18 protein-coding genes and 1 pseudogene are annotated in these 23,103 nt (G+C 67.7%); 3 read left to right on the forward strand and 16 right to left on the reverse strand.

From position 1 onward, the window contains the following. Positions 1-8: 8 nt before the first annotated feature. The 16 genes and pseudogenes from QF040_RS16670 to QF040_RS16745 all read right to left on the reverse strand — a co-directional run bounded on the left by QF040_RS16670 (position 9) and on the right by QF040_RS16745 (position 19,533). Positions 9-3,182, reverse strand: coding sequence for an efflux RND transporter permease subunit (locus tag QF040_RS16670; protein WP_429611995.1), 3,174 nt, complete (start codon positions 3,180-3,182; stop codon positions 9-11). Beyond that, the gene (locus QF040_RS16675; protein WP_429611996.1) at positions 3,179-4,390 is read right to left on the reverse strand and encodes an efflux RND transporter periplasmic adaptor subunit; all 1,212 of its coding nucleotides are present in this window, start codon (positions 4,388-4,390) and stop codon (positions 3,179-3,181) included. The genes QF040_RS16670 and QF040_RS16675 overlap by 4 nt, the downstream gene beginning before the upstream one ends. A 4-nt stretch (positions 4,391-4,394) precedes the next feature. Next, the gene (locus QF040_RS16680; RefSeq protein WP_429611997.1) at positions 4,395-5,888 is read right to left on the reverse strand and encodes an efflux transporter outer membrane subunit; all 1,494 of its coding nucleotides are present in this window, start codon (positions 5,886-5,888) and stop codon (positions 4,395-4,397) included. Between the two features lie 200 nt (positions 5,889-6,088). Continuing rightward, entirely contained in the window at positions 6,089-7,099 is a 1,011-nt protein-coding gene (locus QF040_RS16685; RefSeq protein ID WP_306880795.1) for an aldo/keto reductase, read from the reverse strand. 117 nt (positions 7,100-7,216) lie between these two features. Continuing rightward, positions 7,217-8,479, reverse strand: coding sequence for an MFS transporter (locus tag QF040_RS16690; RefSeq protein ID WP_429611998.1), 1,263 nt, complete (start codon positions 8,477-8,479; stop codon positions 7,217-7,219). 133 nt (positions 8,480-8,612) lie between these two features. Next, on the reverse strand, positions 8,613-9,305 hold the full coding sequence (urtE, locus tag QF040_RS16695) for an urea ABC transporter ATP-binding subunit UrtE (RefSeq protein WP_042581180.1): 693 nt from the start codon (positions 9,303-9,305) through the stop codon (positions 8,613-8,615). Positions 9,306-9,321: 16 nt separating this feature from the next. Then, entirely contained in the window at positions 9,322-10,200 is an 879-nt protein-coding gene (gene urtD, locus QF040_RS16700; protein ID WP_429611999.1) for an urea ABC transporter ATP-binding protein UrtD, read from the reverse strand. Then, positions 10,197-11,424, reverse strand: a pseudogene (gene urtC, locus QF040_RS16705) (urea ABC transporter permease subunit UrtC). Before urtC ends, urtD begins: the two are co-directional and overlap by 4 nt. 55 nt (positions 11,425-11,479) lie before the next feature. Further along, positions 11,480-13,027, reverse strand: a complete 1,548-nt coding sequence (gene urtB, locus QF040_RS16710; RefSeq protein ID WP_429614661.1) for an urea ABC transporter permease subunit UrtB — start codon at positions 13,025-13,027, stop codon at positions 11,480-11,482. Positions 13,028-13,214: 187 nt separating this feature from the next. Further along, a complete protein-coding gene (gene urtA / locus QF040_RS16715; protein WP_176659534.1) occupies positions 13,215-14,483 on the reverse strand; it encodes an urea ABC transporter substrate-binding protein in 1,269 nt (422 codons plus the stop codon). A gap of 116 nt (positions 14,484-14,599) precedes the next feature. Next, complete coding sequence (locus QF040_RS16720) at positions 14,600-15,283, reverse strand: tetratricopeptide repeat protein (protein WP_429612000.1); 684 nt, start codon at positions 15,281-15,283, stop codon at positions 14,600-14,602. Positions 15,284-15,410: 127 nt separating this feature from the next. Continuing rightward, positions 15,411-15,740: a nucleotide pyrophosphohydrolase gene (locus tag QF040_RS16725; RefSeq protein ID WP_429612001.1), complete on the reverse strand. Its 330-nt coding sequence runs from the start codon at positions 15,738-15,740 to the stop codon at positions 15,411-15,413. Between the two features lie 57 nt (positions 15,741-15,797). Beyond that, positions 15,798-16,772, reverse strand: coding sequence for an RNA polymerase sigma factor (locus tag QF040_RS16730; protein ID WP_429612002.1), 975 nt, complete (start codon positions 16,770-16,772; stop codon positions 15,798-15,800). Continuing rightward, positions 16,753-17,058 carry an antibiotic biosynthesis monooxygenase gene (locus tag QF040_RS16735; RefSeq protein ID WP_429612003.1) on the reverse strand — a complete coding sequence of 102 codons (306 nt, stop codon included), beginning with the start codon at positions 17,056-17,058 and terminating at the stop codon, positions 16,753-16,755. The genes QF040_RS16730 and QF040_RS16735 overlap by 20 nt, the downstream gene beginning before the upstream one ends. A gap of 20 nt (positions 17,059-17,078) precedes the next feature. Then, on the reverse strand, positions 17,079-18,512 hold the full coding sequence (locus QF040_RS16740) for an MFS transporter (protein WP_429612004.1): 1,434 nt from the start codon (positions 18,510-18,512) through the stop codon (positions 17,079-17,081). Between the two features lie 79 nt (positions 18,513-18,591). Next, positions 18,592-19,533, reverse strand: coding sequence for a LysR family transcriptional regulator (locus QF040_RS16745; RefSeq protein ID WP_429612005.1), 942 nt, complete (start codon positions 19,531-19,533; stop codon positions 18,592-18,594). 93 nt (positions 19,534-19,626) lie between these two features. On the opposite strand from QF040_RS16745, the gene QF040_RS16750 reads away from it, so the two are divergent. From QF040_RS16750 to QF040_RS16760, 3 genes are read left to right on the forward strand one after another with little or no spacing between them, the layout of a single operon-like run. Next, on the forward strand, positions 19,627-21,462 hold the full coding sequence (locus QF040_RS16750) for a gamma-glutamyltransferase family protein (RefSeq protein WP_429612006.1): 1,836 nt from the start codon (positions 19,627-19,629) through the stop codon (positions 21,460-21,462). 47 nt (positions 21,463-21,509) lie between these two features. After that, on the forward strand, positions 21,510-22,475 hold the full coding sequence (locus QF040_RS16755) for a Bug family tripartite tricarboxylate transporter substrate binding protein (RefSeq protein ID WP_429612007.1): 966 nt from the start codon (positions 21,510-21,512) through the stop codon (positions 22,473-22,475). After that, positions 22,468-22,992, forward strand: a complete 525-nt coding sequence (locus QF040_RS16760) for a GAF domain-containing protein (RefSeq protein ID WP_429612008.1) — start codon at positions 22,468-22,470, stop codon at positions 22,990-22,992. The genes QF040_RS16755 and QF040_RS16760 overlap by 8 nt, the downstream gene beginning before the upstream one ends. Positions 22,993-23,103 lie beyond the last annotated feature (111 nt).

Consider the following 23,103-nt stretch of genomic DNA (forward strand, 5'->3'; position numbering starts at 1 on the left):
ACGGCGACCTATCCGTGCGCCTCGGCCACTGGTGGGGCCTCGCCGGCCCGGGCTGCCTTCCCGGCCTTGCGCGCTTCCTTGCGGCGCAGGTACCAGTAGTGGGCGCGGTCCAGGTACAGGTAGACCACCGGCGTGGTGAACAAGGTGAGCGCCTGCGAGAGTATCAGCCCGCCGACCATCGCGTAGCCCAGCGGCCGGCGCAGTTCGGAGCCCGAGCCGTGGCCCAGCATCAATGGCAGGCCCGAGAGCAGCGCGCACATGGTGGTCATCATGATCGGGCGGAAGCGCAACAGGCACGCCTGGTAGATCGCTTCCTGCGGCGCCATGCCCTGCTCGCGCTCGGCCTTGAGCGCGAAGTCGATCATCATGATTCCGTTCTTCTTCACGATGCCGATGAGCAGGATGATGCCGATCAGCGCGATCACGCTGAGGTCATAGCCCCCCGCCATCAGGATGAGCAACGCCCCCACGCCGGCCGATGGCAGCGTCGAGAGAATCGTGAGCGGATGGATGTAGCTCTCGTACAGGAGGCCCAGCACGATGTACACCGCCACCAGCGCCGCGGCGATGAGGTAGGGCTGCGACGAGAGCGAATCCTGGAAGGCCTGCGCCGTGCCCTGGAACGCGCCGCTCAGCGACTGCGGAATGCCCATCTCGGCCTGCGCCTTGTTGATGGCATTGACCGCATCGCCCAGCGCATGGCCCGGCGCGAGGTTGAACGAGATCGTCACCGCCGGGAACTGACCCTGGTGGCTGATCGAGAGGTACGCGGTCTTGCTGGTGTCCACCTTCACGAAGGTCGAGAGCGGCACCTGCTGGCCGGTGAGCGGCGAGGTGAGGTACAGCTTGCTGAAGAGCGCCGGGTCTTTCTGCAGTTCGGGCGTGACTTCGAGCACCACGTGGTAGCTGTTGAGTTGCGTGAAGTACTGCGCCACCTGGCGCTGGCCGATCGCGTCGTACAGCGTCGCGTCGATGACGCTCGGCGAAATGCCGAAGCTCGATGCGCGGTCGCGGTCGATGGTGAGCACGGCCGAGGCGGCGGCGTTCTGCTGGTCGGAGGCGAGGTCGGTGATCTCGGGAATCTGGCGGAAGCGCGCAAGCAGCTTGGGCGCCCAGGTGTTGAGCTCGTCCAGGTTCGAGTCGGTCACTGTGTACTGGTACTGCGTGCGCGACGAGCGCCCGCCCACGCGGATGTCCTGGCCCGCCTGCAGGAACAGGTTCACGCCCTGCACCTTGGCCAGTTGGGGACGCAGCCGCGTGATGATCTCGTCGGCGCTCGCGGTGCGGCCTTCGTCCTTGGGCTTCAGGTTGATGTAGAAGTTGCCCGTGTTGAAGGTCGACGAGCTGCCGTTCATGCCGAAGGCCGAGACGTCCGGGTCCTTGCGCACCACGTCGGCCAGCTCCAGCATGCGCGCATTCATCGAGGCGAACGAAGCGTCCTGCGCCGACTCGGCAAAGCCCGAGATGAAGCCCGTGTCCTGCTGCGGGAAGAAGCCCTTGGGGATGACCATGAACAGGAAGCCCGTCGCCGCCACCGTGGCGATGAAGACCATCAGCGTGATGAACTGGTGGCCGAGCACCACATGCAGGCCGCGCTTGTAGCCGTTGAGCATCGCGTCGAAGCCGCGCTCGAACAACAGGTAGAGCCGGCCGTGCTCGCGCGCATGCTCGTTCCTCAGGAAGCGCGAGCACAGCATCGGCGTGAGCGTCAGCGAGATGACCACCGACACCACGATGGTGAGCGTGACCGTCACCGCGAACTCGCGGAACAGCCGCCCCACGATGCCGCCCATGAGCAGCAGCGGAATGAACACCGCGATCAGCGACACAGAAATCGAGATGATCGTGAAGCCGATCTCGCCCGCGCCCTTGTACGCGGCTTCGAGCGGCGACATGCCCTCTTCGACGTAGCGGTAGATGTTCTCCAGCATCACGATGGCGTCGTCCACCACGAAGCCCACCGCGATGGTGAGCGCCATGAGCGAGAGGTTGTCGAGGCTGTAGCCCAGCAGGTACATCACCGCGACCGTGCCCAGCAGCGCGAGCGGCACCGTCACGCTCGGGATCAGCGTGGCCGGCACATTGCGCAGGAACACGAAGATCACCGCCACCACGAGCGCGATGGTCAGCAGCAGCGTGAACTCCACGTCGAGCACCGAGGCGCGGATCGTCTGCGTGCGGTCGACCAGCGCGTTGACTTCCACCGTCGGCGGAATCGACGCCTTCAGGCGCGGCATCGCGGCATTGATGCGATCCACCGTCTCGATCACGTTAGCGCCCGGCTGCTTGGTGATGGCCAGCACGATGGAGCGGCCGTTCTGGATGGTGTTGCCCTCAGGTGCCGCCGCGCCCGCATAGGCCCAGCCGGCGATCTTGGCGTTCTCGGGCCCGTCGATGGCCACACCCAGGTCGCGCACGCGGATCGGCGCGCCGTTGCGGTAGGCGAGGATCACGTCGTTCCACGGCTGCGCCTTCAGCAACTGGTCGTTCGTGTAGACGGTGAAGCTCTGGTTCGGTCCGTCGATGGTGCCCTTGGGCGCATTCACCGTGGCGGACGAGAGCACCGTGCGCACGTCTTCCAGGCTCAGGCCGAGCGCGGCGAGCTTGGCCGGGTCGAGCTGCACGCGCACCGCGGGCTTCTGCGCGCCGCCGATGTTGACGAGACCCACGCCCGCGATCTGCGAGATCTGCTGCGCGAGGATGTTGTCGGCGTAGTCGTTCACCTCGGTGAGCGGCAGCGTCTTGGATTGCACCGAGAGAATCAGGATCGGCGAATCCGCCGGGTTCACCTTCCGAAAGCTCGGCGGGCTCGGCAAGTTGGCGGGCAGCTGGCCAGTGGAGGCGGTGATGGCCGCCTGCACGTCGAGTGCGGCGGCGTCGATGTTGCGGTCCAGGTCGAACTGCAGCGTGATCTGCGTGGAGCCGAGGCCGCTGGTCGAGGTCATCTGCGAGAGACCCGCGATGAGCGAGAACTGCCGCTCCAGCGGCTGCGCCACGTTGGAGGCCATGGTCTCCGGGCTCGCGCCCGGCAGGTTGGCCGACACCTGGATCGTCGGAAAGTCGACCTGCGGCAGCGGCGCCACCGGCAGCAGCGGGAACACCGCCGCGCCGACCAGGAGGATGGCCAGAGCGAGCAGCGTGGTGCCGATGGGGCGCTTGATGAATCCGGCGGAAATGCTCAATTGCCGCTCCCGGTGCGGGTCGCGACCTGGGCGGCGCTACCAGTCTTCGCCACGGGAGGCGGCTCGACGATGGTGGCGCCGGCGCGCAGCTTGTACTGGCCGTCGACCACCACGCGCTGGTTGGCCGCCAAGCCCTTGTCGATCACGGCCACGCCGTCGGCGATCTGCAGCACATGCACGGGCACGTTGCTGACCTTGTTCTCTGCATCGACCACCCAGATGTAGGTGCTGTCCTGGCCGCGCTGCACCGCGGCGGCGGGCACGGTCAGCGAATCGGGCCGGCGGTCGAGGTCGAGCCGCACGTTGACGTACTGGCCGGGCCACAGCGTGTGCTGCGGGTTGGCGAAGCTGCCCTTGAGCTGCACCGTGCCGTTGGTGGTGTCGATCTGGTTGTTCAGCAGGATCAGCTTGCCGGCGCCGAGCATCTGGTTGCCCGCGCGGTCGTAGGCCACCACCGCGAGTGGCTGGTTGCTCTGCTGTTGCTGCACGCGGTTGATGTCCTGCACCGCTTCCTCGGGCAGCGTGAACTGCACCGCGATGGGGTCGATCTGGTTGATGACGACCAGCCCGTTGGTGTCGGCCGCATGAACGATGTTGCCCGGGTCCACCAGCCGCGCGCCGACGCGGCCGTTCATCGGCGAGACGATGCGCGTGAAGCTCAACTGCACCTCGGCGAACTGCACCTGCGCGGCATCGGTCTGCACCGTGGCGGCGAGCTGGTTGACCAGCGCCTTCTGCGTGTCGACCTGCTGCTGCGTGGCGGCGTCCTGCGCGATGAGCGTGGTATAGCGCTTCAGGTCCGCACGCGCATTGGCGAGCTGCGCCTCGTCCTTCGCCTTGGTGGCCTGTGCCTGCGCGAGTTGCGCCTGCAGCGTGCGCGGGTCGAGCTGCGCGAGCAGCTGGCCGGCCTTCACGTCCTGCCCTTCGGTAAAGCCGACCTTGTCGAGCTGCCCGTCGATGCGCGCCTTCACGGTGACCGTGGCCATCGAGGCGACGGTGCCGATGCCCGAGCGGTAGACCTGCACGTTCTGCGGCGCGACGCGCGCGGTGGTCACCTGCACCGGCGGCGTCTTCGGTGCTTCGGGCTTGGCGCCGAAGGCGTTGTGGTGCGTGATCGCCCAGGCGCCGCCGCCGAGAACGATCACGAGCGTGGCGGCCGCGACCCAGGTCGAGCGGCGCTGAAGAGGAGCTGGGGTTGTCGTCGTCATGGCATCAATTTCCGGAAGTCGTTGCAGCGTCAGTGGTGGCGTTCCAGCCGCCGCCCGTGGCCGCGATCAGCGAGACGCTGGCCGCGAGCTGGCGGCCGAGCACCTGCGCTGCGGTGCGCTGGTTGGTAAGGGAGAGCTGCTGTGCAGTCACCACGCTGAGGTACGTGGCGGTGCCGGCGCGGTATTGGCTGAGCGCCAGGCGCTCGGCCAGTTGCGAGGCCTGCACGGCCTGCGCCTGCAGCGCGGATTCGCGGTCGAGCACACGCAGGGTCGCAAGGTTGTCCTCGACCTGCTGGAAGCCGCCGAGCACGGTCTGCTTGTATTGCGCGACCGAGGCGTCGTACGCGGCTACGGCCTGGTCGGTGTGCGCCTTGCGCAAGCCCCCGTCGAACACCGTCTGCGCGAGCGCGGCGCCGAGCGACCACACGCGGCTGGGCGTGTTGAAGAGCGAAGCGAGGTTGCCGGCGCTGAAACCGCCGCTCGCGCTCAGCACGATCTGCGGGTAGTACGCAGCCTTGGCCACGCCGATGTTGGCGTTGGCGGCCTGCACCCGGCGCTCGGCGCCGGCGATGTCGGGGCGGCGTTCGAGCAGTTCCGAAGGCAGGCCTGCGGGCGTGACCGGGAGCTGCACGCACAGCGCGGCGGTGGACGAGAGCGATGCGGCCGTCGTCTCTGCAGACGAGGCGAGCGGCGCCAGCGAGAAGGATGCGGGCGCCTGTCCCGTCAGCACCGCGATCGCATGTTCGAGCTGGCTGCGCTGCGCTTCGAGATCGACGGCTTGCGCTTCAGCAGTCTTGAGTTGGCTCTCCGCGAGCGCCACGTCGGAGCGCAGCACGGTGCCGGCCGCGTACTGGTGCTGCGTGAGTTCGAGCGCCTTGGCGTAGGCGGCCGTGGTGCTGGCGTACAGGTTGCGCTGCAGGTCGATGACGCGGATCTGCAGGTAGTCCTGCGCGAGCGTGGTCTGGATGCTGAGGCGGGCGCCGGCCAGGTCATCGGCGCTGGCTTGCGCGTCGGCATTGCCGGCTTCGACGGAGCGGCGAACGGCGCCCCACAGGTCGGGCTCCCAGCTCGCGGCGAGGCCGAGGGTGTCGGTGGTCGCACGCTTCGTGACGCCGGTGCTGTTGGTCTGCGCGCGGTTGGCGCCTGCATCAAGCCCGATGGTCGGGAAGAAGCCCGCGTGCGCTGCGGCGGCGATGGCCTGTGCTTCGCGGTACTGGGCTTCGGCGACGCGGATGTTCTGGTTGGCGGCGTTGGCCTTCACGACCAGCGCGCTCAGCGTGCTGTCGCCGTAGGCCTTCCACCAGGGATGGCTGGCGTCGATGAGCTGCGGTGTCGCGGCCTTCCAGGGGCCGGCTTCCTTGTAGGCGACCGGGACGTCCATCTGCGGGCGGACGTAGTCGGGGCCGACGGCGCAGCCTGCGAGGAGCAGTGCGGCCAGCGCGATGGCTGTCGGTGCAAGCGCCCTGCGAGATGGGGAGTGGACGTGAGAGAGAACCATGGTGGGTTCACTCTAAGAACCCGGTTCAAACCCCTCGCTGTCGACTAACTGACAGTTCTGACAGTTTCCGTTTTTGCTCCCTCCCCTTCCGGGGGAGGGCTGGGGTGGGGGCTCGCGGCGTATCAAGCACCAGCGGCTGATCCAAGGCCGCTCGCCCCCATCCCGACCTTCCCCCGGAAGGGGAAGGAGCAAGACAAAAATCAGCGCGGCGCGTCGCCCTTGCGGTACTCGGCAGTCAGCTCGTCCAGCTTCTGCTTGAGCGCCGGATCGAGCTTGTACTCGGCCGCCGCAATCGTCGCGTCGAGCTGCTCCGGCCGGCTCGCACCGAGCAGCGGCGCGGTGATCAACGGGTTCGCCATCACCCACGCCACCGCCAGCGTCGCGAGCGGCACGCCCGCCTCGTCGGCCAGCTTGTGCAACTGCGTCACGGTGTTGAAGCTGCGCTCGTTCCAGTAGCGGTCCTGGTACATGCCGCCGGCCGTGCCGAGCGTGAAGCGGGTGTTCTCTTCAGGCTTCGCGCCGGGCTTGTACTTGCCGGTGAGCAGGCCGCCGGCCAGCGGGTTGTAGGGAATCACGCCCAGGCCCTCTTCGCTCGCGAGCGGCAACAGCTCGCGCTCGATCTCGCGGAACAGCAGGCTGTAGCGCGGCTGCACCGACACGAAGCGCGTGAACCGGTGCAGGTCGGACTTGCCGAGCGCGCGGGCCAGGCGATAGGCCAGGAAATTCGACACGCCGATGTAGCGCGCGCGGCCCGACTTGACGATGACATCGAGCGCCTCGAGCGTCTCTTCGAGCGGCGTCTCGCGGTCGTCCATGTGGAGTTGGTACAGGTCGACGTGGTCGGTCTTCAGCCGCTTGAGCGAGAGGTCGATCGCGTCCAGCAGGTGCTTGCGCGATGCGCCCTGGTCCCACGGATTCGGGCCGACCTTGTTGACGGCCTTGGTGGCGACCACGAAGCGGCGGCGGCCCGCGGGGCCCTGCTTCTCGAGCCAGTTGCCGATGATCTCTTCGGTGCGGCCGGTGGTCTCGACGGTGCCGCCGAGCGGGTACACGTCGGCGGTGTCGAGGAAGTTGATGCCGCCTTCGGCCGCCTTGTCGAGGATCTGGTGCGACACCGTCTCGTCGGTCTGCAGGCCGAAGGTCATGGTGCCGAGGGCGAGGCGCGACACGGTGAGGCCCGTGCGGCCGAGGCGGGTGGTGGGAATGCTCATGGGGGCGCGCTCCGAGGGAGATGAGGGAGGGATTGGGGGGCGGCGGCCATCATAGGCACGGCCGCGCAATCCTGCAGGCACCGGAGATTTCAGGCGCGCGGGGTGCGCGCCGGCGGACTAGGAAGCGCTCGGCGCGCGCCGAACGGCGCCCAGGCGCGCATCGGCCCGCGCACTCATCACGCCCCAGCCGAAGATGCCTATGCCTGCAATCGCCAGCAAGGCACCCACCCAGCCGGTAGAGGTCCAGCCCAGACCCGCCGAGATGGCCACGCCGCCGAGCCACGCGCCGAGCGCGTTGGCCATGTTGAAGGCCGAATGGTTGAGCGCGGCGGCGAGCGTCTGTGCATCGCCGGCCACGTCCATCAGGCGGATCTGCAGGGCCGGGCCGATGGCCACGGTGGTGCCGATGAGAAACACGCCGATGGCGGCCGTGACCACGTGCTGCGCCGCGAAGGTGAAGAGCGCGAGCACCACCGACGCGTACACGAGCACACCGGCGATGGTGCGCATCAGCGACTTGTCCGCGAGGCGCGATCCCACGATGTTGCCGGTCACCATGCCCAGGCCGAACAGCGCGAGCACGAAGGGCACGTTGTGCACCGACAGGTGAGCCACCTCGGTGAGCGTTGGCTTGATGTAGCTGAACACCGCGAACATGCCGCCGAAGCCGATGGCGCTGATGCCGAGTGTGAACCACACCTGCTTGCGCTTGAACGCGCCGAGTTCGCGCCATGGGCTGGCACCGGCCGCGGCGGCGATGTCGGGCACGTCGCGGCGCACGAGCACGATGGCCAACAGCGCGATCAAACCGACGAACACGAAGGCCGCGCGCCAGCCGAAGAACTGGCCGAGCCATGCGGCGATGGGCACGCCGACCAGCGTGGCGCCGGTGAGGCCGAGCATCACGAGGCCCACGGCGCGTGCACGCCGGCCGGGCGGCGCGAGCGTCGCGGCCACGAGCGCGGCGACGCCGAAGTAGGTGCCGTGCGGCAGGCCGGTGGCAAAGCGCAGCAGGTTGAGCGAGAGGTAGCCCGGCGCCATCGCGCTCGCAAAGTTGCCGGCCGCGAACACGGCCATCAGCGCGATCAGCAAGGCGCGGCGGCCCCACCCTGCCGCGAGCACGGCGAGCACCGGGGCGCCGACGACCACGCCGAGCGCATAGGCGCTGATGACGTGGCCGGCCTGCGGAATGCTGACATCGATGTCGCGCGCGACCTCGGGCAAGAGGCCCATGATCACGAATTCGCCCGTGCCGATGGCGAAGCCGCCGACGCCGAGTGCGAGCACGGCCCGCAGAAAATTGACGGGCTTCGACGACGGGGAAGAAGAAACGGGAATGGCGGTGTCCGCGCTGTCCAGCGCGGGTGGGGAGGCGTTCAAGGCCAGGCTCCTGGGAGGGCGCCCGGCGGCGACGGGCAGCCCCGGATTTTAGGGTAAACCCTCAATCGAAGCCGATACGCAGATTCCAAGACCCTGCATCGGCGAGGCCTCGCGAGGCCCTGCCGATGGTCGATCAGATCGCCACGAGCTGGCGCACGCCCTGCGCTTCCATGTCCTTGCCGAGGCCGCGCGCGATGACCTCGCCGCGTTCCATCACGAGGTAGTCGTCGGCCAGCTCCTGCGCGAAGTCGTAGTACTGCTCGCACAGCACGATGGCCATGTCGCCGCGGTCGGCCAGCATGCGGATGACGCGCCCGATGTCCTTGATGATGCTCGGCTGGATGCCTTCGGTGGGCTCGTCGAGGATCAACAGCTTGGGCTTGGGCGCGAGCGCGCGCGCAATGGCCAGCTGCTGCTGCTGCCCGCCCGAGAGATCCCCGCCCCGCCGGTTGATCATCTGCTTGAGCACCGGAAACAGCTCGAACAGCTCCGACGGAATCGGCGTGCTGCCGCTCTTGTAGGCCAGCCCCATGCGCAGGTTCTCTTCGACCGTGAGCCTCGCGAAGATCTCGCGGCCCTGCGGCACGAAGCCGATGCCCGCCCTCGCCCTGTCGTAAGGCGTGGCCTTCTGGATCGGCTTGCCTTCGAGCTCGATGCTGCCGCTCTTGATGGGCACGAGCCCCATCAGCGACTTGAGCAGCGTGGTCTTGCCCACGCCGTTGCGGCCCAGCAGCACGGTGACCTTGCCGAGCGTGGCTTGGAAGCTCACGTCCCGGAGGATGTGCGAGCCGCCGTAGTACTGGTGGATGTTCTTGACTGTCAGCATGGCTTCGGTTCCTCCGTCAGCGGCCCAGGTAGACCTCGATCACGCGCTCGTCGGCCTGCACCTCGTCGAGCGTGCCTTGCGCGAGCACGGAGCCATCGCACAGCACGGTGACGATCTCGGAGATGGTGCGGATGAAGCTCATGTCGTGCTCCACCACCATCAGCGAATGCTTGCCCTTGAGCGTGAGGAACAGCTCTGCCGTGCGAGCGGTTTCCTCGTCCGTCATGCCTGCCACGGGCTCGTCGAGCAGCAGCAGCTTCGGGTCTTGCATGAGCAGCATGCCGATTTCGAGCCACTGCTTCTGGCCGTGGCTCAGGTTGCCTGCCAGGCGCGACACGCTGTCGGCCAGGTGGATGGTCTCCAGCACTTCGGCGAGCCGGTCGCTCTGCGCAGAGTCGAGCCTGAACAGCATCGATGCGCGCACGCCCTTGTCGGTCTTCAACGCGAGCTCGAGGTTCTCGAACACGGTGAGGTGCTCGAACACGGTCGGCTTCTGGAACTTGCGGCCGATGCCCAGCTGCGCGATGTCGGCCTCGCGGTGGCGCAAGAGGTCGATGGTGCTGCCGAAGAACACCGTGCCCGAATCGGGCCGGGTCTTGCCGGTGATGATGTCCATCATCGTGGTCTTGCCCGCGCCGTTGGGGCCGATGATGCAGCGCAGCTCGCCCGGCGCGATGTCCAGCGAGAGCTTGTTGATCGCCTTGAAGCCGTCGAAGCTCACGCTCACGTCTTCCAGGTACAGGATGCGGCCGTGCGTGATGTCGACTTCGCCCGGCGTGGCGATGCGGCCGAAGCCGGCCTCGCGGCCGCCCGATTCGGTGCTGCCGCTCGCATAGTGAATGCCGCTTGCGCGGGCGGCGCGCTCGGCGCCGGCTTCCATCAGATCGGGCGTCATGCGCGGGCTCCCTTCACGTCGGCGGCGAGCGGGGCGTGCAGCGCCTCGGGCTCCATGCCCTGCCCTGCGGCCATGGCGCGTTGCGCTTCTTCGCGGCCTGCGCTCGGCGCGGCCGGTGCCGCCTTCTCGCGCGACAACCACTTCTTCACCAGACCCACGATGCCGTTCGGCAGGAACAGCGTGACAGCAATGAACAGCGCGCCCAGGAAATACAGCCAGTACTCGGGGTACGCGACCGTGAGCCAGCTCTTCGCGCCGTTGACGATGAAGAGCGCCGACGATCGGCCCGATCAGCGTGGCACGCCCACCAACAGCCGCCCAGATCGCGATCTCGATGGAGTTGGCCGCGCTCATCTCGCCCGGATTGATGATGCCGACCTGCGGCACATACAGCGCACCGGCCACGCCGCACATCACGGCCGAGATCACCCAGATCGTGAGCTTGTACGGCAGCGGGTTGTAGCCCGAGAACATCACGCGCGTTTCCGCATCGCGGATGGCCTGCAGCACGCGGCCGAACTTGCTGCCGATGAGCCACTTCGCGAACAGGAAGAAGCCCAGCAGCGTGAGGCCGGTGAGCGCGAAGAGCGTCATGCGCATCTCCTGCGTGGCGATCGGGATGTTCAGGATGCGCTTGAAGTCGGTGAAGCCGTTGTTGCCGCCGAAGCCCGTCTCGTTGCGGAAGAAGAGCAGCATCGCCGCGAAGGTCATGGCCTGCGTGATGATCGAAAAATACACGCCCTTGATGCGCGAGCGGAAGGCGAAGAAGCCGAACACGAAGGCGATCAGGCCCGGCACCGCGACGATGAGGATCAGCGTGGCGATGAAGCTGTCGCTGAAGGTCCAGTGCCAGGGCAGCGTCTTCCAGTCGAGGAACACCATGAAGTCCGGCAGGTCGCTCTTGTAGTTGCCGTCGCGGCCGATCTGGCGCATGAGGTACATGCCCATCATGTAGCCGCCGAGCGCGAAGAAGAGGCCATGGCCCAGCGAGAGGATGCCGGTGTAGCCCCAGATCAGGTCCATGGCCAGCGCGCAGATGGCGTAGCACATGATCTTGCCGACGAGCGCCACGGCGTAGTCGCTCATGTGCAGCGGGCTGTCGGCCGGCACCCACATGTTGAGCACCGGCGCCACGGCGCACACCACGATCAGCGCGACGAAGAAGGCTGTCCAGCCCTTGCCGCTCAGCAGCGGGCCCTTGGTTGGCAATGTGACCTTGCTCATTCGAAATTCTCCGCGCTGCGCGCTGCGTTATTCGCCTTGGGAGCGGCCCGGCGGCTCATGCTTCCGCGCTCCGGCCCTTCATCGCGAAGATGCCTTGTGGCCGCTTCTGAATGAAGATGATGATGAAGACAAGCACCGCGATCTTCGCGAGCACCGCGCCCGCCCAGCCTTCGATGAACTTGTTGAGAATGCCCAGCCCCAGCGCCGCATAGACAGTGCCCGCGAGCTGGCCGACGCCGCCCATCACGACCACCATGAAGCTGTCGACGATGTAGCTTTGGCCGAGGTCAGGCCCGACGTTGCCGATCTGGCTCAGCGCGCAGCCCGCGAGACCCGCGATGCCGGAGCCGAGCGCGAAGGCGTAGGTGTCGATGCGCGCGGTGTTCACGCCCATGCACGAGGCGATCGGGCGGTTCTGCGTCACGCCGCGCACGAAGAGGCCGAGACGCGTCTTGCCGATGAGCCAGCCCATCGCAAGCAGCACGAGCACCGCGAAGACGATGATGCAGATGCGGTTCCACGGCAGCGTGACATTGCTGAGCATGGTGAAGCCGCCGCTCATCCAGCCGGGGTTTTCCACGCCGACGTTCTGCGCGCCGAAGAGCGTGCGCACGAGCTGCTGCAGCATCAGGCTGATGCCCCAGGTGGCCAGCAGCGTCTCGAGCGGCCGGCCGTAGAGGAAGCGGATCACACCGCGCTCCAGCACCGCGCCCACGAGCGCCGATGCAAGGAACGACACGGGAATGGCCGCGACCAGGTACCAGCCGAACGCCGCCTCGGGCATGTACTTCTGGAAGATGCCCTGCATCACGTAGGTGGCGTAGGCGCCGATCATCATCAGCTCGCCGTGCGCCATGTTGATGACGCCCATGAGGCCGTAGGTGATGGCAAGGCCCAGCGCCGCGAGCAGCAGCACCGAGCCCAGGCTGACGCCGCTGAACACGGCGTTGATGCGGTCGCCCCAGACCAGCGCGCCGTCGATGTTGGCGATGGAGGCGGCGATCGCCGTCTTCACATCGGCCTCGGTCTCGTCGGCCAGGCGCTGATTCAGCAGCAGCTTGGTATCGGGGTTGCGGTTGGCGCCCAGTTCCTTGGCGGCCGCGAGGCGCTTGGCCTTGTCGGCGCTGGTGAGCATGCCGGCGGCGCGCACGAGTTCGAGCTGCGCCTTGATCTTGGGGTTGGTCTCGGCAGCCAGCGCCTTCTCGACCATGGGAATGCGGGATTCGTCGGGCTCCTTGAAGAGCGCCTGCGCGGCTTCGGCGCGCACCGCGTCATCCTTGCTCGTGAGCTTGAGCGCGGCCTGCGCGGCATCGAGCGCGCCACGCATGAGGTTGTTGTTGACGACGTCTTCGGCGGTGTCGGGCACCTTCAGCTCGGCGCCGGTGACGGGGTCGAAGCCCTTGTCATCTTTCATCACGAAGACCTTGTCTTCGGTGTACTTCACGGCGTCATCGGACATGGCCTGGATGAACGCGGCGGTCTTGTCGTCGGCGGTGAGCACGGCCTTGTTGAGGGCGGCGATGCGGGCTTCGGATTCGCCGGAGGCGATGGCCCGGGCTTCGTCGGCGGTCAGCGCGTGGGCGGCCGTTGCCATGAGCAGCATGGCGGCGAAGGCGCAGTGAAGGGTTCGTCGAAGCATCATGAACTTGGAAGTTGGGGTTGGCCCCTTCCCCTTCCGGGGGAAGGTTGGGATGGGGGCACGCGGCGCTTGGACAAGCGCAGTGCTCGAATCGACCGCCGTTAGCCCCCACCCCTGCCCTCCCCCGGAGGGGAGGGAGAAAGAAACACACTTACATCGACTTGCCAGCAGGGTAGTCAGGCTTCTTGTCGTTGCCTTCGATGTACGGGCTCCAGGGCTTCGCCTTCACCGGACCCGGCGTCTTCCACACCACGCTGAACTGTCCGTCGGCCTTGATCTCGCCGATGAACACGCTCTTGTGCAGGTGATGGTTCTTCTCGTCCATCTTCGAGACGATGCCCGAGGGAGCCGTGAAGGTCTGGCCGGCCATCGCCGCGATCACCTTGTCGGTGTCGGTCGACTTGGCCTTCTCGACCGCCTGCTTCCACATGTGGATGCCGATCCAGGTGGCTTCCATCGGGTCGTTGGTGAGCGGCTTGTCCTTGTGGCCGGCGATGTTCTTGGCCTTGGCGTAGTCGCTCCACTGCTTGATGAACGCGGTGTTGGTCGGGTTCTTGATCGACATGAAGTAGTTCCATGCCGCGAGGTGGCCCACGAGCGGCTTGGTGTCCACGCCGCGCAGTTCTTCCTCGCCCACCGAGAAGGCGACGACCGGCACGTCCTTGGCCTTCAGGCCCGCATTGCCCAGTTCCTTGTAGAAGGGCACGTTGGAGTCGCCGTTGATGGTCGAGACCACAGCCGTCTTGCCACCGGCCGAGAACTTCTTGATGTCGGCGACGATGGTCTGGTAGTCGCTGTGGCCGAAGGGGGTGTACTTCTCGTCGATGTCGGTGTCCTTCACGCCCTTGCTCTTGAGGTAGGCGCGCAGGATCTTGTTGGTCGTGCGGGGATACACGTAGTCGGTGCCCAGCAGCACCCAGCGCTTGGCGCCGCCGCCTTCCTTGCTCATGAGGTAATCGACGGCCGGAATGGCTTGCTGGTTGGGCGCGGCGCCCGTGTAGAACACGTTCTTGGAGAGCTCTTCGCCTTCGTATTGCACGGGGTAGAACAAGAGGCCGTTCATTTCCTCGACGACCGGCAGCACCGACTTGCGCGACACCGAGGTCCAGCAACCGAAGATCACCGAGACCTTGTCCTGGCCGAGCAACTGCTTGGTTTTTTCAGCGAACAGCGGCCAGTTGGAGGCCGGGTCGACCACCACGGGCTCGAGCTGCTTGCCCAGCACGCCGCCCTTCTTGTTGATGTCGTCGATGGCCATCAGCACCGTGTCTTTCAACACGGTTTCCGAGATGGCCATCGTGCCCGACAGCGAGTGCAGCACGCCGACCTTGATGGTGTCGGCAGCGAATGCGGGCGCAGCAGAAATGCTGGCCAGCGCGACGGCGGCGGTAAGCGCCTTGAGTGTGAAACGACGTTGCATGTGGACTCCTGCTCCGGTGGGTTGAACCTTCTCGCCGACGCTTGTCTGGCGATGGAGGGGAGTCTGCGGAATGCACCAACAAGGGGAAATACGCCGGGTGGCGTACACGGAGGTACTCAGGCGGGTGGGCGTGCGCTGTCGTTCGCCTTCCTGTCCAGCGGCTTGTCGGCGCGGGCGCAGATGTCTTCAGGAAACGCTGCTTCCATCCTGTCGCCGTTGGCCGCGGCTTTTCGAACCCAGGCGCAGGAACTGGCGAAGTCGTTCTTCAGGTAGTACACGAACGCGATGTTGGAGCGCGCGTTGCGGGCCGTTGCCGAGACTTCGAGTGCCTTGTTCAACTGCAGCAGGCTGGCGTCGAGGCGACTCTCCGATGCAAGGAAATAGCCGTAGTCGACAAAGGCCTCGGCATCGACCCTCCGCTTCGACGTTGCCAACCGGAACAGGGGCTCCACGTCGGATGGCGCATCGCCCCGAACAGCGCCCACCAGCGCGAAGCCGTGATACACATTGCCGTTCTCCGGGTCCAGCAGCCACGCCTGGTTGAAGCGCGCCATGGCCGTCGCCATGTCTCTTTTGGCCCAGGCCGTCCAGCCCAGCTTGAGCATCTGCCCGGCGCCCTCGGCGCGCGAGAGGCCCTGCTTCTCGATCAATGCGATGAAGTCGGCATCGGCGCTTTTCATCGCTTCTGTTTTCGCGCGACCGCCGTACATCGGCAGCTGGTTGGTCGGCAGCGGGTCGGCGGATGCGGCAGCGGCGGTGAGCAGCAACGAGGCTGCGATGGCGATCCAAAGACGTTTCATTCGAGTCTCCCTGTTCGTTCTTGATGAAAGGACGGGGCAGACTAGTGAGCGCCTTGCGGCACGAGCCGTTAATTCAGGAAAGCATCGCCACGCGATACCTGGAGGACACGCCAGGAAGACCCAGGTGCTAGAGGCCGCGTGTCTTGTCGGCCGGATATTTCTGCGCGTTGACGAGCATCTTGCTTCGGGCCGCGTCGACCAGATCGATGCCGAGCTTGTCGGCAAGCTGCAGCAGATAGAGGAACACATCCGCCATCTCGGCGCCGACCTCCGCGCGCTTCTCGGCGTCGAGCGATCGGCTCTGTGCTTCGGTGAGCCACTGGAAATGCTCGAGCAGTTCGGCCGCTTCGACCGACAGCGCCGAGGCGAGATTCTTGGGGGAGTGGTACGGCTCCCAGGCCCGGGCCTGCGCGAAGTCGCGCAGGGCCTGGACCAGCGATTTGAGTTCGGATTCCATGGGGCACCTGAGGTTCGGCGAGCCGCTGGCGCAGCGGCTGCACAGGGGAGAACCATCCTACACAGCGGCACCCGGTCCGCCGAACGCGATGGCGGCATCGCGCGCGATGTACGGCACATAGCGGAAATCGCGAATCGCGGTCACTCGGTCCTGCGCCAGCGCGAGTTCGATGAAGTAGTCCGGCTGCACGGCACCCGACGCGGCGAACACCGCGATCACCTCGCGGCCGTCGAGCCATGCAGGCACGAGCTGCCAGTCCGAAATCCTTTCGTAGTTGGTGAAATAGAGCGACACCTCGCGGCGACCGGCTGCCTTCTTGCGCGACACCAGATCGAGCTTCACCTCGTCGGCCAGCATGGCGCGAACGCCGTCCCAGTCGTGCGCGTTGAACAAGCTCGAATAGCGCAGCAGCGCGGGCTGGAACGCCGGAGGCGGCGAGCGGGCCGGCGCCGCCTCTGCGGAGAGTTGGCGCAGCAGCACGCGCCCACGATGCAGCGCGGCCTTGACTGCGGGCACGCTCAGCTCGAGCTCGACGGCGATCTCGTCGAGCGAATGATCCAGCACGTCTTTCAAAATGACGCAGCCGCGCTGCGCCGGGGCGAGCCGCAGGAAACACGAGATGGCGGCGCTCACGGCCTGGTGGCTCGCCATCGCGTGGTCAGGCTCGAAGGCTGCGTCGGCGGCCAGTTCGGCCGCGGCATCGAGAGGCTCGGCCGCGCGGTGCGCTTCATGGCGCCAGCGGTCGATGGCCCGGTTGTGCGCGATGCGAAAGAGCCATGGGCGCAGCGGCGGCAACTCCTTGTGCTCCGACAACTGGTAGTAGGCGCGCGCGAGCGTGTCCTGCACGACGTCTTCGCCATCGGCGACGGAGCCGGTCATGCGCGCGCAGTAGCGGTGCAGCTCGGGGCGCACATCCTCCACGAGGGCCAGGAACTGCCGGCGGGCCTCTTCGAGCGTGACGAGGATCGACGGCGCGGCTTGTGCGGCGTGTGCGCCGGTCTCCCCGGTGTTGTCATTCTTCGAAGAACCCATAGGACCCGATCTCCTTCAATTCCACATTCGACGGCCCGACGTCGCAGCGCTCGCCGATGCCTTCGGTGAACGCCTTGAACGCGGGCAATGCCGTGAGCGCGCTGCCGCCCTCCGCGCTGTCGTACGCGACGAGGTGCACGAAGCTCGCCCCGTCGGGCAGCCTGAAGCTGGCGTAGCGCAGGCCGGGTGGCCTTGCTTCTCTCAGCGCCGCGTACACCGCGCGGACGAGGTCTTCGTTCTCGGCCACGCGATCGGCCTTGACTCTGTATTGCACCATGCGTTTCATGATCGTTTCCTTCGTGGTGGTTACCAACCTTTGCGTCTGGCGGGCAGCCAGCAGGCAGCCAGCGCGGACAGCACCGACATCGCGGCGCCCACCGCCATGGCGTGCGAAAAACCTTGCGTGAACGCCTGCGGCGAGGCCAGGCTGCCGAAGCGCGTGAAGACCTCGACCAGGAGCGCAATGCCGAACATGCCGCCGAGATAGCGGAACATGTTGAAGGCGCCCGAGGCCTTGCCGATTTCCACGGGCGCCACTGCGCCCAACACCGCGTTTTGTGCCGCGGGCATCGCCATCGAGACGCCGGCGCCCGCCAGGACCAACGCAGGCACGAGCGCGGCGTAAGGCAACTCGGGCGCCGCATTCAGCGCGATCCACCCGATGCCCGCCGCCTGCATCAGCACGCCGCACACCACCAGCGGCCGCTCGCCCCAGCGCGCCACGAGGCGGCCGGCGAAGGGCGCGACGACGAACAGCGTGGCCGTCCACGGCAGCAGGCGCAGGCCCGCGCCGAGGGGGCCGGCGCCTTGCGCCTGCAGGAACTGGGGCAGGAAGAACACCGTGGCATACATCGGCGCGTAGAAGAGAAAGCTCGCGGCAATGCCCGCGGAAAACGCGCGCAAACGAAAGAGCCTGAGCGGCAGCATCGGCGCGCCCGCCCGCTGTTCATGCGCGACGAAGGCCACCGCAAGCAGCACGCCTGCCGCCAGTGCGCCGGACACTTCGAGGCTGTCCCAGCCGCTCTCGTGCGCGCGGGTCAAGCCCCACACCGCGCCCAGGACCGCGCCCGTGGCCAGCAGCACGCCGGACACATCGAGTGCGGCGGCCGGCTCGCGGCTCTCGGGCACGCGGCGAAGGACCAGCACCATGACGACGAGGCCGACAGGCACGTTGATCCAGAAGATCCACGGCCAGGCGAGCCCTTGCGCCACCGCACCGCCCGCGGCCGGTCCGGCGATGAGCGCGAGCCCGGTGATGCCGCTGAAGATGCCCAGCGCCCGGGCGCGCATCTGCGGTGGAAAGGCCGCGCTCAGGAGCGCCATGGCCAGCGGCATCGCCAGCGCCGCACCCATGCCCTGCAGGCCGCGCGCGGCGATCAGCCAGGCCGCGCTGCCGGCCAGCGCACAGGCGATCGACGCCGCCATGAAGATCGCGAGGCCGGCGACCAGCACGCGCCGCCTTCCGAACCGGTCGCCCAGGGCCGCGCCAGTCAGCAGCAGCACGGCAAAGCTCAGGTTGTAGGCGTTGACGATCCACTCGAGCGCTTCGATCGGCGCGTGGAGGTCGAGCCGGATGGCGCTCAGTGCGGTGGTCACGACCAGCGCATCGAGCGCGATCATGAAGGAGATGAGGGAGGCCAGCAGGAGGACCCAGCGTCTTCGGCCCGCCTCCCGGGCTTCCACGGCATTGGGGCCGCCGGTGCGGATGGTCGTGTCGATCGGGGGGGCGGCAGTGGCCACGGATATTCCTTTGTCGCGGTACATGCGACAAGGACGTTCGGGACCGCGGAAAGGATGCGGTGCCCGCGGTGTCGCGGACCTAATCCCCCCGCCGGCTGCCTCGCAACGCTTTCGTCATCGCATCCACGATCCCCGCATTGGCCGCATCGTGCAGCCGCACCACGCCCACCGGCGGCAGGTTCCATTGCAGGCGCTGCGGCATCACGCGGGCGCCGCTCGCATCGGCCACTTCCTGCGCGATGTCGTCGGGCAGGATGGTGATCGCGTCGGGCATGTGCCGCAGCACCGAGACCAGCGTCTTCTGCGCGTAGGCCTCCAGCAAAGGCACCGGCACCGGCTGCCCCGCCGAGGCGAAGATCGAATGGATCATCTGGCGGATCGGCGTGTCCTCCGGCGGAAAGATCCAGTGCAGGGAAACAAAGGCTTCCCAGTCCAGCCCGCGCCGCGCCAGCCGCTGCGCGGCCGCGCGCGACACCACCAGGCGCGGCTCCTGCGTGTAGAGGAACTCCTGCGCCAGCCCGGCTTCGGCGCTGGCCGAGGTGAAGCGGCAGATCGCGCAGTCCAGCGTGCGTGCGCGCACCGCCTGAACCAGCGCGTGGGTCGTGGCCTCCTCGACCACGAAGCCCAGGCGCGGCCGCACCGCCAGGAGGTGCTGCCAGACCGCGTCCTGCGTCGCGCGCGCAAGGAACGGCAGCACACCGATGCGCAGCCGCCCCTGCAGCCCCGTGCCGAGCGCGGCCAGGTCCTGCCCCAGCGATTGCGCATCGGCGAGCGCCACGCGGGCCCGCGCCAGCACCAGCAGGCCCGCGGCCGTGGGCTCCAGGCCGCGTCGGCTGCGGGTGAACAGCGGGGTCATGAAGATGTTCTCGATCTCGCCGAGGGCGCGCGTGACGGTCGGCTGGCTCAGGCCCAGGTGCTCGGCCGCCCGGCTGACCGAGCGCTGCCGCTCGAGCTCGGCGAGCAGCGCGAAATGGCGCAGCTTGAGCCGCGGTGTGAGGTGCTGGAGCGTCGGCGCGGACATACGGCGATGCTAATCCAGAGCCATAGCAGTAGCTGCATGCATTCATCAGCAAATATGTGCTTCCGGCTATCCGGTATTTCTAAACTCGGCCGCATGTTCACCACCCGCCCCGAAATCGCCGGTACGTTCGGCGTCGCCTCATCGACCCACTGGCTCGCCTCGCAGACCGCGATGGGCGTGCTCGAACGCGGCGGCAACGCCTTCGATGCCGCCGTGGCGGGCGGCTTCGTGCTGCAGGTGGTGGAGCCGCATCTCAACGGCCCCGGCGGCGAGGCACCGATCCTGCTGTGGAGCGAGCGCGAGCAGCGCATGCAGGCCCTGCGCGGACAGGGCTGCGCACCGGCCGATGCCACCGCCTCGACCTTCCGCGCCCTTGGCTTCGAGCAGGTGCCGGGCATCGGCCTGCTGGGCGCCACGGTGCCGGGCGCTTTCTCCGCCTGGCTCACGATGCTGCGCGAGCACGGCACGTGGTCGCTGGCCGATGTGCTGGCACCGGCGATCGGCTATGCGCGCGACGGCTTTCCGCTGGTGCCGCGGGTGGCAGAGGCGATCCTCGCGGTGCGCGGCCTCTTCCTCGAACACTGGCATTCGTCGGCAGAGGTGTGGCTGCCCGGCGGCAAGCTGCCGCAGCCCGGTTCGCTCTTCCGGCTACCCGCGCTGGCCGCGACCTACAGCCGCATCGTGGAGACGGCCGAACGCGAAGGCAGCGGCCGCACCGGCGTGATCGATGCGGCGATCCGCACCTGGCAGCAGGGCTTCGTCGCGCGCGAGATCGATCGCTACTGCCGCAACACCGCCGTGCGCGACAGCAGCGGCGAGGCGCACGCGGGCCTTTTGCGCTTCGACGACATGGCCGAATGGCGCGTTGCCACCGAGGCGCCGCTCACGGCGGACTTCGGGCGCTACACGGTCGCCAAGTGCGGCTTCTGGAGCCAGGGGCCGGCCTTCCTGCAGCAGTTGGGCATGCTGCGCCACGCAGGGCTCGAACACCACGTGCCCGGCGCCGCGGGCTTCGTGCATCGCATCACCGAAGCCGCCAAGCTCGCGCTGGCCGACCGCCTGGCGTGGTACGGCACGGCGTCTGGCGCGCGTGGCGATGCGCAAGAGGCGCTGCTGTCGGAGGCGTACCTGCGCGAGCGCTGGGCGATGGTCGATCTGCAGCGCGCGTCCGAGGTGCTGCGCCCCGGCGCGCCCCTGGGCCTCGCGCCGCGCCTGCCCGACCTGGACGTGAGCGCGCGAACGCTGCGCACCGCCGACACGCGCTTCGGCATCGGCGAGCCCACCTTCGCCGCGCTGCCGCCGGTCGCCGAATGGGCCGAGCGCGAAATCTTCGTGGGCGATACCTGCCACATCGACGTGATCGACCGGCACGGGAACATGGTCGCGGCCACGCCCTCGGGCGGCTGGCTGTCGTCGAGTCCGACGATTCCGGCGCTGGGCTTCGCGCTCAACACCCGGCTGCAGATGAGCTGGCTCGACGAGGGCCTGCCCGGTTCCGTGGAGCCGCGCGTCGCGCCCTGCACCACGCTGTCGCCGTCGATGGCGCTGCGCGACGGCGAGCCCTACATGGCGTTCGGCACGCCCGGCGGCGACCAGCAGGACCAGTGGTCGGTCGGCTTCTTCCTGCGCCATGCGGTGCACGGCCTCAACCTGCAGCAGGCCATCGACGCGCCGGCCTGGCACGTCAAGCACGCGCCCAGTTCCTTCTGGCCGCGCCAGACCACGCTCAACACGCTCACGCTGGAATCGCGCTTCGAGCCCGAAACGCTCGAGGCGCTGCGCGCCATGGGCCACGGCGTGCAGGTCGGCGATGCCTGGTCCGAGAGCCGCATGTCCGCCTGCAGCCGCGAGCGCGACGCACAAGGCCGACTGGTGCTGCGCGCCGGCGCCAATCCGCGCGGGATGCAGGGCTACGCGGTGGGCCGCTGAGGCGCTTCTTTCGCTTTTTTCACTTTCGTTCCAAGGACTTCATCACCATGTTCCAACGCGTCCTGCGGGGCCTGCTTCTGCTGGCCCTCACCTGCACTGCGCAGGCCGGCCTCGCCGCCTATCCCGAGAAGCCGATCACGCTGATCGTCCCCTGGGCCGCGGGCGGCTCCACCGACATCCTGGCGCGCGCCATCGCCGAGCAGCTCACCAAGTCGATGGGCCAGGCGGTGGTGGTGGACAACCGCGTGGGCGCCTCGGGCAACATCGGCTCGAACTTCGTCGCCAAGGCCAAGCCCGACGGCTACACGCTCTTGATCGGTTCGATGAGCACGCACGCGATGAACCCCACGCTGATGCCCGGCATGCCCTTCAACGGCACGGACGACTTCACGCCCATCGCTCTCGTGGCCAACGTGATCAACACGATGGTGATCAATCCGTCCGTTCCGGCCAAGAACCTGCGCGAGTTCATCGCCTATGCCAAGGCCAACCCCGGCAAGCTGGCGTACGCCTCGGCCGGCGGCGGCTCCACCAACCACCTGAGCGCCGAGATGTTCAAGAAGGCCGCGGGCATCGACATGCTGCACGTGCCCTACAAGGGCGGCGCGCCCGCCGTGCTCGACACCGTGGCCAACCAGACGCAGGTGCTGTTCTCCGCCGGCACACAGACGCTGCCGCACGTGAAGGCAGGCAAGCTGCGCCTGCTGGCCGTGACGGAGCCCAAGCGCTCCTCGCTGCTGCCCGACACGCCCACCGTCGCCGAGACGCTGCCCGGCTACGACATGAGCGTGTGGTACGCCGCGTTCGGCCCGGCGGGCATGCCCGCCGAACTGGTCGCGCGCCTGAACACCGAGATCAACAAGGCGCTGGCGGTGCCCGAAGTCCGCGCGCGCATGGATGCGATGGGCGTCGAACTCGTGAAGAGCACGCCCGAGCAGCTGGCCGCCTCGCTTCGCAGGGACACCCAGCGCTACGACAAGATCATCAGGGACCTGGGAATCAAGCTTGACTGACGCGAACCTGCTTTCGGTCGCCGTCTGCGAGCGGCTCTGCGACGCCCTGCCGCGCGCCGCCACCTTCGATGCGGCGATGGCGCACATCGAGGCGGCACGCCTCGCCTTGCTCGGCCCGGGCCTGCTCACGGTGAACCTGAACGCGACGACCGCGGCCGATCCGTCGGGCGAAGTGCAACTGCAGCGCCTCTGGTCGTCCGATACGCAGGCCTACCCGGTGGCCGGCCGCAAGCGCAAGACGCTCACCCCGTGGACCCGGCAACTGCTCGTGCGCGCCGAGGTCTTCATCGGCGAAGGCGATGCGGCACTGGCCGAGGTGTTCGACGACCACGCGCTCATTGCCGCGCTGGGCCTGCATGCCGTGGTGAACGTGCCGCTGCTCGAGGACGGCCGGTGCGCCGCGACCTTCAACGTGCTGGGCACGCGAGCGCGCTGGATGCCGCAAGAGATCGCGCTGGTGCGGCTGCTGGCGCTGCTCGCCACGCCGTGGGTGCTGCGCGCACGCGGCGGCGCCTGAGCGTCGATGCACGGCCAGGTGTTCTATTTTTTCGAGCACCTCTTCCGCAAATCTGATGCCACGACAACGGTGCCGGCGGTTAATCTTTGAACGCTCCGGCGATGCATTCGC

This window comes from Variovorax sp. W2I14, from assembly GCF_050435205.1.
GTDB lineage: Bacteria > Pseudomonadota > Gammaproteobacteria > Burkholderiales > Burkholderiaceae_C > Variovorax > Variovorax paradoxus_C.

What these genes read in the sequence shown, in the direction of transcription:
- QF040_RS16675 (WP_429611996.1), bottom strand. Translation starts at nt 4,390, where the DNA reads ATGACGACGACAACCCCAGCTCCTCTTCAGCGCCGCTCGACCTGGGTC.
- QF040_RS16680 (WP_429611997.1), bottom strand. Translation starts at nt 5,888, where the DNA reads ATGGTTCTCTCTCACGTCCACTCCCCATCTCGCAGGGCGCTTGCACCG.
- QF040_RS16685 (WP_306880795.1), bottom strand. Translation starts at nt 7,099, where the DNA reads ATGAGCATTCCCACCACCCGCCTCGGCCGCACGGGCCTCACCGTGTCG.
- urtE (WP_042581180.1), bottom strand. Translation starts at nt 9,305, where the DNA reads ATGCTGACAGTCAAGAACATCCACCAGTACTACGGCGGCTCGCACATC.
- urtD (WP_429611999.1), bottom strand. Translation starts at nt 10,200, where the DNA reads ATGACGCCCGATCTGATGGAAGCCGGCGCCGAGCGCGCCGCCCGCGCA.
- urtB (WP_429614661.1), bottom strand. Translation starts at nt 13,027, where the DNA reads ATGCTGCTCATGGCAACGGCCGCCCACGCGCTGACCGCCGACGAAGCC.
- urtA (WP_176659534.1), bottom strand. Translation starts at nt 14,483, where the DNA reads ATGCAACGTCGTTTCACACTCAAGGCGCTTACCGCCGCCGTCGCGCTG.
- QF040_RS16720 (WP_429612000.1), bottom strand. Translation starts at nt 15,283, where the DNA reads ATGAAACGTCTTTGGATCGCCATCGCAGCCTCGTTGCTGCTCACCGCC.
- QF040_RS16725 (WP_429612001.1), bottom strand. Translation starts at nt 15,740, where the DNA reads ATGGAATCCGAACTCAAATCGCTGGTCCAGGCCCTGCGCGACTTCGCG.
- QF040_RS16730 (WP_429612002.1), bottom strand. Translation starts at nt 16,772, where the DNA reads ATGGGTTCTTCGAAGAATGACAACACCGGGGAGACCGGCGCACACGCC.
- QF040_RS16735 (WP_429612003.1), bottom strand. Translation starts at nt 17,058, where the DNA reads ATGAAACGCATGGTGCAATACAGAGTCAAGGCCGATCGCGTGGCCGAG.
- QF040_RS16745 (WP_429612005.1), bottom strand. Translation starts at nt 19,533, where the DNA reads ATGTCCGCGCCGACGCTCCAGCACCTCACACCGCGGCTCAAGCTGCGC.
- QF040_RS16750 (WP_429612006.1), top strand. Translation starts at nt 19,627, where the DNA reads ATGTTCACCACCCGCCCCGAAATCGCCGGTACGTTCGGCGTCGCCTCA.
- QF040_RS16755 (WP_429612007.1), top strand. Translation starts at nt 21,510, where the DNA reads ATGTTCCAACGCGTCCTGCGGGGCCTGCTTCTGCTGGCCCTCACCTGC.